The organism is Streptomyces apricus, assembly GCF_008369065.1.
Classification (GTDB): Bacteria; Actinomycetota; Actinomycetes; order Streptomycetales; family Streptomycetaceae; genus Streptomyces; species Streptomyces apricus.
On record NZ_VDFC01000036.1, the window covers coordinates 1 to 16,123 of the forward strand.

The window sequence follows — 16,123 nt, forward strand, 5'->3', positions numbered from 1 at the left end:
CCCCCACCCCGGGCATCACCTCTCTCTCAAGGACACGCCGTCGACTTCCGGCCYGATACGATGGGACTCCGATCTCTTTCGAAAAAAGATGGCATGAGCCGCGGGAAGCGGGGCAGACGCCGTGTGTCATCAACAGCGACGGTGAGTGGGGTGGGCGGCATGACAGCCGTGACGGCAGACGGGGCGACGGCCACGGCGCAGGGGATCCGGACGACGGACGCGACGGAGCTGCCTCTCATCGAGGACCCTTCGCGCGTCAAGCCGAAGGACGCCCGGGAGCTGTCCCGGCAGTTCTTCGACCGTCTGGCCGTGCTGGAAGAGGGCACGCACGACTACCAGTACGCACGCAACACGCTGATCGAGATGAACCTCTCCCTCGTCCGGTACGCGGCCTCCCGTTTCCGCGGCCGGGGCGACTCGATGGAGGACATCGTCCAGGTCGGCACCATCGGCCTGATCAAGGCGATCGACCGGTTCGAGCTGTCGCGCGAGGTGGAGTTCACCTCCTTCGCCGTCCCCTACATCGTCGGTGAGATCAAGCGCTTCTTCCGTGACACCAGCTGGGCCGTGCACGTGCCGCGCCGCCTCCAGGAGGCCCGGGTCGAGCTGGCCAAGGCCACGGAGGAGCTGCGTACCCGCCTGGGCCGCACCCCGACGACCAAGGAGCTCTCGGAGCTCATGTCGCTGCCCGAGGCGGAGGTCATCGAGGCCCGCAAGGCGGCGAACTGCTACAACTCCTCCTCCCTGGACGCAGCCCTGTCCCCGGACAACGGCTCGCACGGCGAGTCCGTGCTGGCCGACTTCATCGGCTCCGACGACTACTCGCTGGAGCTCGTCGAGGACCTGCACTCGCTGGCTCCCCTGGTCGCCCAGCTCGACGAGCGCGAGCGCCGCATCATCCACCTGCGCTTCGTCGAGGAGCGCACCCAGGCCGAGATCGGCGAGCTGCTCGGCATCTCGCAGATGCACGTGTCGCGTCTGATCAGCCGGATCATCAAGCGCCTGCGCGCCGGTCTGCTGGACCCCGCCGTCGCCTAGGCGTCCCTTTACTCCCGGCGTTCCCCCGACGCCGGTGAACCGGCGTCTCCCCCCCTTCGCCGGTGCCGAGCCCGTCGTCGCACCCGTGAGCCCCCGCTCACCGGACCGCGACGGCGGGCTCCGTCGTGCGCGCCCGGGGCACTCCATGCGCCCGCTCGGGGGTCCGCACACCCCCGCCCGGACGCCCCACCGGCCCCTGGTTCCCCGTCCTTCGGGCCCGTCGCGCCGGCGGCGTGGCGATTTCGGCTCCACGCTTTGTCCACCACCTCGCTTACGGGTTAGCCTGCGGCGTATTTCCTCGTCGCACCCCGGACAGCGGGAGTCCGACGGGGGTTCGGTCCGGCAGTGGGCCTGGTGTTCCTAGTCCCTTCACCGAGGGACCCACAGGCATGGGACGAGGGCCTACATGACGAGCCAGACGACCGACACCGTCGACCGCGCGCCGGGCGACCAGGAGCTGCGACAGCTGCTGGCCGGGCTGACGGCCGTACGGGACGGTGATTTCGGGACCCGTCTGCCGGACGACGGCGACGGTCTGCTGGGAGACATCGCCACCGTCTTCAACGGCATGGTCGACCAGCTGTCCGTGTTCACCTCCGAGGTCACCCGCGTGGCCCGCGAGGTGGGCACCGAGGGGACCCTCGGCGGGCAGGCGGAGGTGCCGGGCGTCTCCGGGACCTGGGCCGACCTCACCGACTCGGTCAACGCCATGTCGGGCAACCTCACCACCCAGGTCCGCGACATCGCGCAGGTGGCGACCGCGGTGGCCAAGGGCGACCTCTCCCAGAAGATCGACGTGCCGGCCCGGGGCGAGATCCTGCAGCTGAAGGAGACCGTCAACACGATGGTCGACCAGCTGTCCGCCTTCGCCGACGAGGTCACCCGGGTGGCGCGCGAGGTCGGCAGCGAGGGACGGCTCGGCGGCCAGGCCCAGGTGCCCGGCGTCGGCGGCGTCTGGCGCGACCTCACCGATTCGGTGAACCTGATGGCGGGCAACCTCACCGCCCAGGTCCGCAACGTCGCCCAGGTGACGACGGCGGTCGCCCGGGGCGACCTCTCCCAGAAGATCACCGTGGACGCCCGTGGGGAGATCCTGGAGCTCAAGAACACCATCAACACGATGGTCGACCAGCTCTCCGCGTTCGCCGACGAGGTCACCCGCGTCGCCCGGGAGGTCGGCACCGAGGGACGCCTCGGTGGCCAGGCGGACGTCAAGGGTGTCAAGGGCACCTGGCGGGACCTGACCGACTCCGTGAACTTCATGGCCGGGAACCTCACGGCCCAGGTCCGCAACGTCGCCCAGGTGGCGACCGCGGTCGCCCGGGGCGACCTCTCCCAGAAGATCACCGTGGACGCCCGGGGCGAGATCCTCGCCCTGAAGGAGACCCTCAACACGATGGTGGACCAGCTGTCCGCCTTCGCCGACGAGGTGACCCGGGTGGCCCGCGAGGTCGGCACGGCCGGCAACCTGGGCGGGCAGGCCACCGTCCGGGGCGTCTCCGGCACCTGGAAGGACCTCACCGACAACGTCAACGTGATGGCGTCGAACCTGACGGGCCAGGTCCGCTCGATCGCCCAGGTCGCCACGGCCGTCGCCCGCGGCGACCTCTCCCAGAAGATCACCGTCGAGGCGAAGGGCGAGGTCGCCGCCCTCGCGGACGTCATCAACACGATGGTCGACACGCTGTCCGCGTTCGCCGACGAGGTCACCCGCGTGGCCCGCGAGGTCGGCACCGAGGGACGCCTCGGCGGCCAGGCCCAGGTGCCGAACGTGGCGGGCACCTGGAAGGACCTCACCGACAACGTCAACTCGATGGCCAACAACCTCACCGGCCAGGTGCGCAACATCGCCCTGGTGACGACGGCGGTGGCCAGGGGCGACCTGTCCAAGAAGATCGACGTCGACGCCCGCGGCGAGATCCTCGAACTCAAGACCACCATCAACACGATGGTCGACCAGCTCTCCGCCTTCGCGGCCGAGGTCACCCGCGTGGCCCGCGAGGTCGGCAGCGAGGGGCGGCTCGGCGGCCAGGCCGAGGTGGAGGGCGTCTCCGGCACCTGGAAGCGCCTGACGGAGAACGTCAACGAGCTCGCGGGCAACCTGACCCGGCAGGTCCGGGCGATCGCCGAGGTCGCCAGCGCCGTCGCCGAGGGCGACCTGACCCGCTCGATCACCGTCGAGGCCTCGGGCGAGGTCGCCGAGCTCAAGGACAACATCAACTCCATGGTGGAGTCCCTGCGCGAGACCACGCGGGCCAACCAGGAGCAGGACTGGCTCAAGACCAACCTCGCGCGGGTCTCCGGCCTGATGCAGGGCCACCGCGACCTGTCGGTGGTGGCCGAGCTCATCATGGACGAGCTGGCGCCGCTGGCCTCGGCCCAGTACGGGGCGTTCTACCTCGCCGAGGAGGGCGGGCAGGGCAGCGGGCTGCGGCTCGTCGGCTCCTACGGATGGCCCGACGAGGAGGGCCGGCCCGAGCGTATCCCGTTCGGCCGCTCGCTGGTCGGCCAGGCCGCGCGCAGCCGCCGTGCCATCAGCGTCGACGAGCTGCCGCCGAACTACGTGTCCATCTCCTCGGGGCTCGGCCACACCGTGCCGACCGCCCTGGTGGTGCTGCCCATCGTGGTCGAGGACCAGGTGCTCGGCGTCATCGAGCTGGCCTCGGTCACCCGCTTCACCCAGATCCACCTGGACTTCCTGAACCAGCTGATGGAGACCATCGGCGTCAACGTCAGCACCATCGTGGCCAACGCCAGGACCGACGAGCTGCTCGACGAGTCCCAGCGCCTGACCGCCGAGCTGCAGGCCCGCTCGGAGGAGCTGCAGGTCCAGCAGGACGAACTGCAGCGCTCCAACGAGGAGCTGGAGGACAAGGCCTCCCTGCTGGTGGCGCAGAACAGCGACATCGAGGCGAAGAACCTGCAGATCGAGCAGGCGCGCCAGGAGCTGGAGACCCGCGCCCAGCAGCTGTCGCTGGCCTCCAAGTACAAGTCGGAGTTCCTGGCCAACATGAGCCACGAGCTGCGCACGCCCCTGAACAGCCTGCTCATCCTCGCCCAGCTGCTGGCGCAGAACCCCTCGCGCAACCTCACCCCGAAGCAGGTCGAGTACGCGGGCATCATCCACTCGGCCGGCTCCGACCTGCTGCAGCTGATCAACGACATCCTGGACCTGTCGAAGGTCGAGGCCGGGAAGATGGACGTCAGCCCCGAGGTCGTCCCGCTGCGCCAGCTCCTGGAGTACGTCGAGGCCACCTTCCGGCCCATGACGACGCAGAAGAACCTCGACTTCACCGTGCGCACGGCGCCCGGCGCGCCCGCCGACCTGCTCACCGACGACTCCCGGCTGCGGCAGGTCCTGCGCAACCTGCTGTCGAACGCGGTCAAGTTCACCGAGCACGGCGGTGTCGAGCTGCGCATCGAGCCGGCCGCCGACCACGAGGTGCCCGGCGGGGTGTACCGCGGCGGCACCATCGTCGCCTTCCGCGTGCAGGACACCGGGATCGGCATCCCGGAACAGCACCTGGAGACGATCTTCGGGGCCTTCCAGCAGGCGGACGGCACCACCAGCCGCAAGTACGGCGGCACCGGCCTCGGCCTGTCCATCACCCGGGAGATCGCGCACCTGCTCGGCGGCGCCGTCACCGTCGACAGCACACCGGGACAGGGCAGCACGTTCACCCTGTTCCTGCCCGTGGCGCGCCCCGACTACGAGACCTCGATCCCCGACGAGCGCGCCCTCGCACTCGAAGCGGCGCCCGGCACGACCCCGTCGGGGGAAGCGGCGGGGAACGCCGAGAGCGCGGGACCGGTCGCCGGGACCAGGCGCGGGCGGCGCCGGCTGCTGGTCGTCGAGGAGCGGCAGCGCGGGCTGCTGACGCTCGTCGCGGAGAGCGCGGTCGCGGACGTCACCCGCGGCCAGGACGCCGGCGACCCGCGCAGCACGGTCGATGTCGTCACCACGTCCGGGGCCCACGAGGCGGCCAGCGCGCTGGCCGCCGGACCCTGCCACTGCGTCGTGCTCGAACTGGGCATGCCCGACGGCGAGGCGCCCCGTTTCCTGGACGCGATGCAGGGCGACTCCGCGCTGGCGAACGTCCCGGTGCTCGTCCACAGCGGTCATCGCGCGGACCTGGACCAGGAGCGGGCGCTGCAGGCGCGCTCCGGCACCCGCGCGCTGGAGTTCCTCTCCAGCCTGGACGAACTGCGCGAGCGCATCGCCCTGCACCTGTCCGCCGAGGAGCTGGGGGACGTGCCGTCCCTGGCCCGTGCCGAGGAGCCGCGGCCCGACACGCCCCGGCCGGTCGAGGACGCCTTCGTCGGGCGCACCGTCCTGGTGGTCGACGACGACGCGCGCAACCTCTTCGCGCTGAGCGGCATCCTGGAGCTCCAGGGCTTCCACGTGCTGCACGCGGAAAACGGCCGCAAGGGCATCGAGACGCTGGTCAACCACCCCGACATCGCGCTCGTCCTGATGGACGTGATGATGCCGGAGATGGACGGCTACGCCGCCACCGCCGAGATCCGGAAGATGCCCCGGTACGCGCAGCTGCCGATCATCGCCGTCACGGCGAAGGCGATGCCCGGCGACCGGGAGAAGAGCCTCGCCTCCGGTGCCAGCGACTACGTCACCAAGCCGGTCGACACCGACGACCTCATCGCCTGCGTCCGCCGCTGGCTGCCGGTGTGAGCGACGGTGCCCGGCCGTGCGTGAGCACCGGCCGGGCACCGTCCCCGCGCCCCGCCCGTACGGGCATCCCAGCCGAGGAGCAGGTGGCACCGTGAGTCCTTCCGAACAGCACATCGAACACCCCGAGCACCCCGGTGACGCCGGCGCGGGCCCCGACGGCCCGTCCCCGGACGGGCAGCACACCCTGGACGTCTCCTATCCCGTGGGGAAACTGGCCGCCACGGTGGAACGCCTGCGCCAGGAGGTGCGGGCGGCGCAGGCCGAGGCCGACGGGCGCGCCCTCATCGAACTCGCCAAGGGCATCCTGGTCGAGCGGCTGGGGTGCGGGCCCGCGCAGGCCGCCCGTCAGCTCGCCGAGCTCGCCGACCAGGCCAAGGTGACCCCGCTCGAACTGGCCGTCGACGTCATCAACCAGTCCGCCCGCGACCGGCTGTCGGAGATCACCGGCGCCTTCCTGGCCGGCGCGCAGGGCGGCGGGAGCCCGCCGGCCGACCGCCCGGAGGCGGAACGTCCGGAGGCGGAGCGCGCGCCCGCGGTGCGCCTGCGGGAGGCCGAGAGCGGCGCCCTGGCGGCCCCCGACACCCAGGCCGTCGCCGACTCCCTCTTCCACCACGCGCTGACCCCGCTCGGCGCGGTGGCCGTGGCCATCTGGACCGCGCGCTCCGACGGTTCCCTCACGCTGGCGGGCAGCGCCGGGTTCACTCCCGCGGAGGCGGGACGCTGGCACTACGTACCGCCCGGCGTGAAGACGGTAGCCCGCACCTGCCTCACCGAGCGTGCGGGGCAGTGGATCGGCTCGCTCTCGGCGACCGGTCTGCCCTCCATCGGCCAGCACCACCACCCCGACGGAGGCAGGGCCGCGCTGCCCGCCGGCACCGGGGGCCGGGTGCACGGCGTCCTGGAGGTCGTGTGGGCCACTCCCCTGCCGCCCCAGTCGCCCCAGGTGGTCCGTCAGGTGGAGGCGCTGGCGGAACTGTGCGCCCACACCCTGGAGACGTACGCCTTCGTGCACGACGACGAGAACGCGAGCGAACCGCGTGTCCTGCCGGACGCCGCCGAACTGGTGGACCTGGCCGACGGACTGCACGACCCCGCGCTGGTCCTGGTCCCGTACACCCTCGACGGGCAGCTCGTGGACTTCCGCATCCACCACGTCAACAGCCGTTTCCTCGACCCGGCCGGCCGGCCGCGCGGACTCGTCAGCGGGGCCCTGCTCCTGGAGGCCTACCCGATGGCCGCCGGGGAGAGCGAGCTCTTCCAGCGGGTCGAGCGCGTCTACGCCACCGGGGAGCCGTTCCGCGCGCAGCGCATGAGCCTCACCGCCCTCGTCGACCAGGTGCCGCTGGCCGCCGTGGCCGACATCAGCATCAGCCGGCACGGCGGCAGCGTGCTGCTGATATGGCGTATCGAGGACGAGACGGCGCGGCTGGCGAGCCTCCTGCAGCACGCCCAGCGCCTGGGCCGCATCGGCGGTTTCGAGGAGAACCTGCTCACGGGCGAGATCACCTGGAACGGGCAGCTCTTCAGTCTGTACGGCAGGTCGCCGGCGAGCGGTCCCGTACCGCTGGAGGAGCTGGCCGCGCACGCGCACCCGGACGACGCCGTCGCCATCGGCCGCTTCCTGCGCACGCTGCTGCACCACCGGCGGGCGGCGTCCGCGGCCTTCCGGCTGCAGCGCCCCGACGAGGTGACCCGGCACATCCGGGTGGTGGCGGAGCCGGTGCTCGACGCCGACGGCCGGCCGTTCGTCGTGCGCGGCGCCTACCAGGACATCTCGGCGCAGCACTGGACGGAGGTCGCGCTGGCCGCCACCCGGGACCAGCTGGCGCACTCCGAGCAGCAGGCGACCGAGCGCAACCGGCTGACGCTGCAGTTGCAGCACGCGATCATGCCGCCGACCCATGTGCCCCTGAAGGCGCCGGGGCTCGACGTGGCCGTGCGCTACCGGCCCGCCGAGACCGAGCAGTTGGTGGGCGGCGACTGGTACGACGCGGTCGTCCTGCCGTCCGGCCTGGTGCTGCTGTGCGTGGGGGACGTGGCGGGGCACGGCATAGAGGCGGCGACGAGCATGGTGGTGCTCCGCAACGCGCTGCGGGGCCTGGCGGTGACGGGCGCGGGGCCCGGCCAGCTGCTGTCCTGGCTCAACAGCGTGGCGCACCACCTGTCGGGCTCCATCACCGCCACCGCGGTCTGCGGTCTCTACGACCCGGCCACCCGTACGCTGCGCTGGGCCCGGGCCGGACACCTGCCCCCCGTGCTGGTGCGGGACACGGAGGCGGTGTCCCTGCCCCTCCTCAAGGGCCTGCTGCTGGGCGCCGTGCCCGAAGTGGCGTACGCCGAGGACGAGGTACAGCTGGCGGCCGAGGACACGCTGCTGATGTACACGGACGGCCTGATCGAGCGGCGGGACCGCACCATGGAGGAGTCGATGACCCAGCTGCTGACCACGGTGCGGGCGGCGCCGTGCACCCTGGACCAGCAGCTGGACCGGCTCCTCACCTACAGCAGGTCGGACACCGACGACGACACCTGCATCATCGGGATCCGGGTGGCGTAGCCACCACCACGCGCGACGTCCGGCACGCGGGGGCGACCCGGGCGAACGGCTGCCGCCGGCAGCGCAGTTGCCCGCCCTACGCGACCAGCGTGGTGCCGAGGTCCTCGGTGGCGAGGTAGCCGTTCAGCAAGGGGTGGCGGCTGCGGGAGAGCGACGTGCCGCTGGCGGTCGTCGCCCGCGGACTCGGGTACTCCAGCGAGTTCGCCTTCGGCGCCGCCTTCCGCCGCGCCCACGGCATCTCTCCGGACCGCTTCCGGAGCGCCTCGCGCCACTCGACGAGCATCGCGTCACCGCAAAGGTGACACTTCTCTTGACGACCGGTTCTCTGCACGACCATTGTGTTGTGGGCACGCCACGCTCGACGAGAGCGGTGAGAGCCGTGAGAGCGAGGAGTCGTATGTCGTCGTCGAAAATGTGCCGGGGTGTGGCCGTGGGCACAGCGGCCGTCGCGGTCGCGGCCCTGGCCTCCCCCACCGCCGCGGCCGGCGCCCGGGCCACCGGCCCGTGTCCCGCCGGCTCCCCCGCCCGGGTGTCCTGCACGGAAGGCGTCCTGGCCGACGGCACCCCGTACCGGTTCGTGGTCCCCGACCGCTGGAACGGCGTGGTCCTCGTGGACCTGGACTTCGCGAGCCGTGCCGCCGACGAACCGCTCACCGGAGAGCTGACCGGCCGCGGGTACGCCGTCGGCGGCACCACCCGCACGGTGACCGGCTGGGACATCGCCGCCGCCATCGACAACCAGGCGGCGGCCCTGGAGCGCTTCGAGGACACCGTCGGAGCGCCCAGGTGGGCGGTGGCCTCCGGGCGGTCGATGGGCGGCTTCGTCTCGGCCGGTGTCGCGCAGGTCCATCCCGGCGCCTTCGACGCGGCGGTGCCGTTCTGCGGCGGCCTCGGCGGCGCCGTCGGGCAGTGGAACCAGAAGCTCGACACCGTCTTCACCCTCAAGTCACTGCTGTTCGCGGACCGTTCGCTGCCGGTGACCGGCGTCCCCGCCGACACCGGGCAGGCCACGCGGGAGTGGGTGGCGGCGCTCGCCGAGGCGCAGGGCAGCCCGCGGGGCCGGGCGCGGATCGCACTGGCCGCCGCCGTCGGCCAGTTGCCCGGCTGGGGGCTGGACGCGGACGGCGGGGCGACGCCCAAGCCCCGGCCCGGTGACCCCGTCGCGTTCCAGGAGGGGATGTACCTCGCGCTGGCCGGCGGCGCACAGCCGTACATCGGGCAGGCGATGAGCAGCCGCCGCGCCATCGAGACGCTGGCGGGCGGCAACCCGTCGTGGAACACCGGTGTCGACTACGCGCGGCAGCTCGCGGCGGCCGGTCCCGAGGCGCACCGCACGGTACGGACCATGTACGCGCGCGCCGGTCTCGACCTCGGTGACGATCTGCGGACGCTCGCCCGGGCGCCGAGGATAGCGGCCGACGCGGAGGCAGTGCGGTACCTGGAGAAGGGCATCGTCTTCGACGGTGACCTGCGCATCCCGGTCCTGACCGTCAACCCGGTCGGCGATCAGATCTCCACCGTGGCCCAACAGCAGTCGTACGGTCTCGTGGTCCGCCGGGCCGGCAACGCGGCGCTGCTGCGGCAGAGTTACGTCGACACGGTCGGGCACTGCACCTTCACGCCCGGGGAACAGGTGGCGGCGATCACCGCCATGACGAAGCGTCTGGACACGGGGCACTGGTCGGGTACGACGTCACCGGCGGGCCTCAACCGGCTCACCGCATCGGCCCAGGACGGGCCCGGCCGCTACGTCCKCCACCGGCCGCCCGTCTTCAACCGCCCCTACTTCGGCGACTGACCGGCGGCCACGGGAGAAGGGGAGGAGGGCAGCCCCTCAGCCACGCGTTCCGAGCGGTGTCTCCCGCAGGAGCAGGACCGCGACGAGCGCGGCCAGCGCCAGCGGCACGGTGAGCAGGAAGACCGAGGAGAGCCCGGCCGTGTACGAGGCCCGTACGGTGTCGGCGAGGTGGCCTGGTAGGGCGGCGACCTTCTCGGGGGTGCCGAGCAGCTCACCCGGGTCCTGGCCCGGCGGCAGCCCGGCGCGCAGCCGGGCCGAGAGCATCGCGCCGAACGCGGCCACGCCGACCGCGCCGCCCAGGGTGCGGCTGAAGGTGGCCGCGGCGCCCGCCGTCCCCACGTCGGCGGGCCCGACGGCGTTCTGCGCGACCAGCACCAGCACCTGCTGGGTCAGTCCGGTGCCGGCGCCGAGGACGGCCATCGCGCCGGCGAGCCACCATCCCGGGGTGTCCGGCGCGAGGGGTGACAGCAGCACGGCGCCGGCCGTCACCAGGGCGCAGCCGACGACCGGGAACACCTTCCAGCGGCCGGTGCGGCTGATCAGCCGGCCGGACACGGCGGAGGCGACGATCATCGTGCCGACCTGCGGCGCCACGACCGGTCCCGAGGCCGCCGTTCCCGTCACCGCCCTGCCCGTGACCGCCGTGACCTGCCTGGAGGACCGCACCCACGTCGAGCGCACCGCCGTGCTGGACCTGCGGGCCGGGGTCCAGCGGCTGCGGCTCGGCCCGGTCAGCGCGCTGGCCGTCGACCGCACCCTGCACGCCGAGCTGACGGGCGAGCACCCGGCGACGGTCCTCGACGCGCGGCTCGTCCGCAGCTGGACCCCGCGCGGGCCCCTGCCGTCCCCCGAGGACGACTCGGCGCTGCGCCGGCGTCTGCACCTCCTGGAGGAGGAACAGGTCGAGCTGGGCCGGCGGCGCGAGCGGCTGCACGCCCGCCTCGACCTGCTCGGGCGCCTCGCGGCGGACCTGCTGCGGGAGATCGGGGAGGGCGCCGGCGCCGGTGAGACCGAGAGCTCGCGCTGGTCCGGCGAACTGGACCGGGTGGACACCGAGCGCGACACCTGCGGCGAGCAACTCCGCGCCGTGGAGCACCGGCTGGGCACGCTGTCCGGCGAACTCGCCGAGGCGCAGCAGGCCCTGCACCTCAGCGAGAACGAACCGGCCGAGCTGGTCGGCCACGTCGAGCTGACCGTCGAGGCCACCGCCGCCGGACCGGCCCGGCTGCGACTGAGCCACCTCCTGCCGTGCGCGCTGTGGCGCCCCGCCTACCGGGCCGTGCTGGACGGCGACTCCCTGACGCTGGAGACCGACGCCATGGTCTGGCAGCGGACCGGCGAGGACTGGTCGGACGTCCGCCTGACGCTGTCGACGGCGCGGTCGGCGCTGGCCACCGAGCCGCCGCGGCTGGCCGAGGACCGGCTGACCCTCCGGGACCGCTCGGCGGCCGAACGCCGCACGGTCGACGTCGAGGTGCGGGAGGAGGAAATCGGGGACCTCGGCCCGGCCCCGGTGCTCGGTCTGCCCGGCGTGGACGACGCGGGCGAGACCCGGGTGTTCCACTCCCCCGCGCCGGTCTCCGTCCCCGGCGACGGCCGTGCCCACCGGGTGCCGCTCTCCTCCTTCACCGCGGCGGCCGTCACCGAGTACGCCTGTGCGCCCGAACTGTCCCCCCTGGTCACCCGGGTGGCACGGTGCGACAACCGGTCGGGGCACGCCCTGCTCGCCGGTCCCGTCGACCTGGTCCGCGGCGGTGCCTTCGTCGGCCGCGGGACCCTGGACTTCACCGCCCCCGGCGCGCCCGTCGAGCTCGCCTTCGGCAGCTCCGACGACCACCGGGTGGTCCGGCACACCGAGGAGTCGCGCACCTCCACCGGGATGACCCAGCGCACCCTGGTCACCCGTACGGTGCGCCTGCACCTGTCCCGGTTCTCCGCTCCGGGGGAGGACGACGAGCGGACGGTGGTCCTGCGCGAACGCGTCCCCGTCAGCGAGGTCGCGGCGGTCGAGGTCCGGCTGCGCAAGGAGGACTGCTCCCCCGCGCCCGACTCCGTGGACGAGGAGGGCGTCGCCCGCTGGGACGTCGCCGTCCCGCCCGGCGGGCGCCGCACGGTCACCCTGGTCTACGAGATGTCGGCGAGCTCCAAGGTCACCGGCATCTGACCTGCCCGGCCCGCCGAGCCGGCATCAGACCGGCCCAGCCCGCCGAGCGGTCGGCCCGGCGGGAGGGCGTGCGGCCTACTCGAAGAACTTCAGGCTCCAGCCCGTGTTGGTGTTCGCCCCGGGGACGTTGGCCCGGCTGTAGGTCGTGCCGCCCCACCAGGCGAAGGTGCCGGTGTACCAGTACCGGTTGGCCCACGAGTACGGGGTCCCCTTCGCGACCGCGTGGTACATCAGGGGGAACCTCGGCCCGGCGGGCGGGCTCGTGCCGATGTCGCCGTTGAGCAGCACGAAGGTGTGGTGGCCGGGGCCGTTGGCGTACAGCGTCGGGTCCCAGCCCGCCATCATCGTGGCGCGGTTGGAGCCGAACAGGCAGCCGTTGGACTTGTACCAGTCCCACACGTAGGTCGGGTCGCCGCCGGCCCGCAGCCTCAGGTCGGCCAGGCAGTACTGGTCGCTCCAGCTGCCGTTGGCGGAGTACACGATGTGCAGCTGCCCGTCGGGGTCCTTGATCGCCTCGGGCGACTCGTTGATGAAGGGGTTGCCGACCACCCGCTCCCAGCTCTCCCGCGGCTGCGAGATGACGTACCGCGCGCCGGTGGGCGTGGTCGGGCTGCTCATGCGGGCGATGTAGAGGTTCTGCTCCACGTTGGTGTCGCCGGCCCAGCCCGACCAGACGAACCAGCGCTGCCCGTTGAAGGTGAACAGGGTCCCGTCGATGGCCCACTTGTCGTCCGGCAGCGCCAGTTTGGTCTCGGCGGTGTAGCCGCTGTCCGCGGTGGCGGAGCTGATCACGTACATGCGGTGGGCCGCGCCCCGGCCGCCGGAGAAGTAGATGTGGAAACGGCCGCCGTCGGTGACGATCTCCGGCGCCCAGATCTCACCGAGGTCGCGGGTGTCCGACCAGACCTGCCGGGCCGTGGCCGAGGCCAGGGCGTCCGTCGAGGAGGCCTGCCGTACGGCGATGCCGGTGCCGGTCGACTGCACCGAGACGTAGGTGCTGCCCACCCGCAGCACGCTGGGGTCCGCGGCCCTGAGGCCGGTCTGGCCCGCCTCGGCGGGTCCGGCGGACGAGAGCGAGAGCCCTGCCGCAAGGGCGAAGGTCAGTGTCAGGGCCGCGAGAGCGGAGCGAAAGCGAGAGAACGTCATGGTCCCCGTCCGTGGTCGGCCTCCGCGTCGGCGTCGGGCGGACAGCACCGCACCTGAGCGTGAGAGCGCTTTCAAGCATCGCCAGCTGCACTGTGCATGTCAACGCCTGTGCACCGGTGCCGCCGTCCGGCCGGCGGGCAACACCCCGCCGGCCGGGCCCTCTTCGGGTACGCGGTCAGGCGCGCGGCTGTATCCGGCTCTCGGTCGGAGGCGCGCCGACGATGTTGGTGATCAGCTCGACGCACAGGTCGCGGAGCTTGACGTTGCGGTGCTGGGACGCCGTGCGCAGCACCTCGAAGGCCTTCTCCGGCGTGCAGCGCTGCTGGCCCACGATGACGCCGATCGCCTGGTCGATGACGGTGCGCGAGCGCAGCGCGGCCTCCAGGTCCGCGGCGAACTCCGCGCCGTCGGCGATGCGCTGGGCCAGCGCGATGGCACCGGTCGCCTCAGCCGCGAGCAGCCGCAGCGGTGTGAGGTCCATGTCGTCGAAGGCGCCCGGCCGGGGCGCGTACAGGTTGAGCGCGCCCGCGGTGTGGCTGCGGGGGGCTATCGGCAGGGACAGCGAGGAGCGGGCCCCGCAGGCCGCGGCGTACGAGGGGTAGTCGCCCCAGCGCTCCTCCCGGAGGGTGTCGGGCACGCTGACCTCCAGGCCGGTGCGCATCGCCTGCAGGCAGGGTCCGTCGTCCTGGCCGTACTGGGCCTCGTCCAGCTTGGTGGCGCTGTCGCCCGCGCTGGAGACCGTGACGGGGCGCCCCTGCCGCTCCAGTGTGATCCCGCAGCCGTCCGCTTCGGGAGCCAGCCGGAGCGCCTTCTCGGCCAGGGCACGGAGGAACTGGTCCAGGGAGTCGGTCTCCAGGAGCAGGGTGATCGTGTCCGGCGTGTTCAATGCCTCGGGAGCAGGCATATCAGTCATGTTGTTCGTCTCGTTCTGAGCGGTGCCCCACCGGCTTCGGGCGGTGGGGCAGAGCCTGAGCGGCCTGAGTGGCCGCGGATACCTGTCGTCAGCCGCGCACGCGGGCGTCGGGGAACGCCTCGTCGCGCGGGCGTTGGAGCTGCTGCTCGACGCGGGAAAGGCGGCGCGGCAGGTGCGGCCGGACGCCGGCGCGGACGAGGTCATGCTCCTGGGGTCCTGCCTGTGGCGGAACGACGGCGGACCCGCGTGCCCGGAGCGCGGCCGCCGTGTGCTCACGGTCGTCATCGACGGCCTGCGCGCCGGGACGGACGGCTGACGCCGCACGTCACGGCGGGTTCACCGCCGCGCCGCGCCCGCGTCCGGGAGCGTGCCGGTGCGGGCCACGTCGGCGTACCACCGCGCGCTGGCCTTGGGGATGCGCCGGCCGGTCGGGTAGTCGACGTACACGGCGCCGAAGCGCTTGCTGTAGCCGTAGCCCCACTCGAAGTTGTCCAGCAGGGACCACAGGAAGTAGCCCCGCACGTCGACGCCGGCCACGACGGCCCGCTGCACGGCAGCGAGGTGGCCGTGCAGGTAGGCGATGCGGTCGGGGTCGGCCACCTCGCCCTCCGGGTTGACGTAGTCGTCGAACGCGGCCCCGTTCTCGGTGATCATCAGCGGCATCGAGGGGAAGTCCGCCTTCAGCCGCATCAGCAGGTCGTACAGACCGCTGGGGTCGACCGCCCAGCCCATCGCGGTGGTGCTGCCCTCGGGACGGTGGAAGGCGACCTGGTCGGCCCCCGGCCAGGGGCTGTGCTCGCTGACCCCGTGGCCGTCGGAGTTGTGGCTCGCGTCGCCGGTGGCGGCCGAGACGAGGGTGGGCGTGTAGTAGTTGACGCCCAGGAAGTCCAGCGGCTGGTGGATATCGGCGACGTCGCCGTCCTGCACGAAGGACCAGTCGGTGAGGCTCGCGGTGTCCTCGATGAGGTCCTGCGGGTACGCGCCCTCCAGCTGGGGGCCGGTGAAGACGCGGTTGGCCAGCGCGTCGATCCGGCGGGCCGCGTCCACGTCCTCGGGGGCCTCGGTCAGCGCGCGCACGTGGTGGATGTTGAGGGTGATCGACGCCCGGGCGTACGACGGCAGTTCGGCGCGCAACGCCTGGACGGCCTTGCCGTGGGCGAGGTTGAGGTGGTGCGCCGCGCGCAGGGCCGCGACCGGGTCGGTGCGTCCGGGGGCGTGCACACCGGAGCCGTAGCCGAGGAAGGCGCTGCACCAGGGCTCGTTGAGGGTGGTCCAGGTCTTCACCCGGTCCCCCAGCGCGCGGGCCGCAAGGGTCGCGTAGTCGGCGAACCGGTCGGCGGTGACGCGCTCCGGCCAGCCGCCCGCGTCCTCCAGGTGCTGGGGCAGGTCCCAGTGGTAGAGCGTGACGACCGGCTCGATGCCCTTCTCCAGCAGCGCGTCGGTGAGCTCCCGGTAGAAGTCGAGGCCCTTCTGGACGGCGGGACCGCGGCCGGTCGGCTGCACCCGCGGCCACGACAGCGAGAACCGGTAGGCGCTCACCCCGAGGTCCGCCATGATCTCGACGTCCTCGCGCCAGCGGTGGTAGTGGTCGGTGGCCACGTCACCGGTGTCGCCGTTGCGCACCCTGCCGGGTGTGTGCGAGTAGGTGTCCCAGATCGAGGGGGTGCGGCCGTCCTCACGGGCGGCGCCCTCGATCTGGTACGCGGCGGTCGCCGTGCCCCAGGTGAATCCCGGCGGGAACCGGACGGCGGCGGTGTGTTCCGGGGCGGGCGCGACACGTCGGGTAGCGGTGGTCACGTGAGTCCTTCCAGAGGTAC

General features: G+C 72.7%; 11 protein-coding genes. 6 read left to right on the forward strand and 5 right to left on the reverse strand.

Going from position 1 to position 16,123, the window contains the following annotated elements:
• The first annotated feature begins 159 nt into the window (after nt 1-159).
• The 3 genes from FGF04_RS12360 (at nt 160) to FGF04_RS12370 (ending at nt 8,285) form a co-directional block, all read left to right on the forward strand.
• Entirely contained in the window at nt 160-1,038 is an 879-nt protein-coding gene (locus FGF04_RS12360; protein WP_149511357.1) for an RNA polymerase sigma factor SigF, read from the forward strand.
• 406 nt (nt 1,039-1,444) lie between these two features.
• Complete coding sequence (locus FGF04_RS12365; RefSeq protein WP_149511358.1) at nt 1,445-5,728, forward strand: HAMP domain-containing protein; 4,284 nt, start codon at nt 1,445-1,447, stop codon at nt 5,726-5,728.
• A gap of 91 nt (nt 5,729-5,819) precedes the next feature.
• The gene (locus FGF04_RS12370; RefSeq protein ID WP_149511359.1) at nt 5,820-8,285 is read left to right on the forward strand and encodes a SpoIIE family protein phosphatase; all 2,466 of its coding nucleotides are present in this window, start codon (nt 5,820-5,822) and stop codon (nt 8,283-8,285) included.
• 76 nt (nt 8,286-8,361) lie between these two features.
• Here the strand turns inward: FGF04_RS12370 and FGF04_RS12375 are convergent, their stop codons facing one another.
• Nucleotides 8,362-8,568: a hypothetical protein gene (locus tag FGF04_RS12375; protein ID WP_149511360.1), complete on the reverse strand. Its 207-nt coding sequence runs from the start codon at nt 8,566-8,568 to the stop codon at nt 8,362-8,364.
• Between the two features lie 114 nt (nt 8,569-8,682).
• On the opposite strand from FGF04_RS12375, the gene FGF04_RS12385 reads away from it, so the two are divergent.
• Nucleotides 8,683-10,083, forward strand: a complete 1,401-nt coding sequence (locus FGF04_RS12385) for a hypothetical protein (RefSeq protein WP_223146378.1) — start codon at nt 8,683-8,685, stop codon at nt 10,081-10,083.
• A 36-nt stretch (nt 10,084-10,119) separates the two neighbouring features.
• Here the strand turns inward: FGF04_RS12385 and FGF04_RS12390 are convergent, their stop codons facing one another.
• Nucleotides 10,120-10,707, reverse strand: a complete 588-nt coding sequence (locus tag FGF04_RS12390; RefSeq protein WP_235882300.1) for an MFS transporter — start codon at nt 10,705-10,707, stop codon at nt 10,120-10,122.
• A 4-nt stretch (nt 10,708-10,711) separates the two neighbouring features.
• On the opposite strand from FGF04_RS12390, the gene FGF04_RS12395 reads away from it, so the two are divergent.
• Nucleotides 10,712-12,247, forward strand: a complete 1,536-nt coding sequence (locus tag FGF04_RS12395) for a mucoidy inhibitor MuiA family protein (RefSeq protein WP_408055613.1) — start codon at nt 10,712-10,714, stop codon at nt 12,245-12,247.
• A gap of 75 nt (nt 12,248-12,322) precedes the next feature.
• Here FGF04_RS12395 and FGF04_RS12400 read toward each other — a convergent pair whose 3' ends face one another.
• Both FGF04_RS12400 and FGF04_RS12405 read right to left on the reverse strand, forming a co-directional pair.
• Nucleotides 12,323-13,393 carry a glycoside hydrolase family 43 protein gene (locus FGF04_RS12400; RefSeq protein ID WP_149511364.1) on the reverse strand — a complete coding sequence of 357 codons (1,071 nt, stop codon included), beginning with the start codon at nt 13,391-13,393 and terminating at the stop codon, nt 12,323-12,325.
• Between the two features lie 175 nt (nt 13,394-13,568).
• Nucleotides 13,569-14,306: a GAF and ANTAR domain-containing protein gene (locus FGF04_RS12405; protein ID WP_149511365.1), complete on the reverse strand. Its 738-nt coding sequence runs from the start codon at nt 14,304-14,306 to the stop codon at nt 13,569-13,571.
• A gap of 43 nt (nt 14,307-14,349) precedes the next feature.
• Between FGF04_RS12405 and FGF04_RS12410 the strand changes: the two genes are divergently transcribed.
• Nucleotides 14,350-14,622: an SbtR family transcriptional regulator gene (locus FGF04_RS12410; RefSeq protein WP_149511366.1), complete on the forward strand. Its 273-nt coding sequence runs from the start codon at nt 14,350-14,352 to the stop codon at nt 14,620-14,622.
• Nucleotides 14,623-14,642: 20 nt separating this feature from the next.
• On the opposite strand, the gene FGF04_RS12415 is transcribed toward FGF04_RS12410, so the two are convergent.
• Nucleotides 14,643-16,103 (reverse strand): GH1 family beta-glucosidase, encoded by a 1,461-nt coding sequence (locus tag FGF04_RS12415; protein ID WP_149511367.1) that lies wholly within the window; start codon nt 16,101-16,103, stop codon nt 14,643-14,645.
• Between the last annotated feature and the right edge of the window lie 20 nt (nt 16,104-16,123).

Coding starts and splice junctions, on each gene's coding strand:
- FGF04_RS12360 (WP_149511357.1), top strand. CDS start 160: ATGACAGCCGTGACGGCAGACGGGGCGACGGCCACGGCGCAGGGGATC.
- FGF04_RS12365 (WP_149511358.1), top strand. CDS start 1,445: ATGACGAGCCAGACGACCGACACCGTCGACCGCGCGCCGGGCGACCAG.
- FGF04_RS12375 (WP_149511360.1), bottom strand. CDS start 8,568: ATGCTCGTCGAGTGGCGCGAGGCGCTCCGGAAGCGGTCCGGAGAGATG.
- FGF04_RS12400 (WP_149511364.1), bottom strand. CDS start 13,393: ATGACGTTCTCTCGCTTTCGCTCCGCTCTCGCGGCCCTGACACTGACC.
- FGF04_RS12405 (WP_149511365.1), bottom strand. CDS start 14,306: ATGACTGATATGCCTGCTCCCGAGGCATTGAACACGCCGGACACGATC.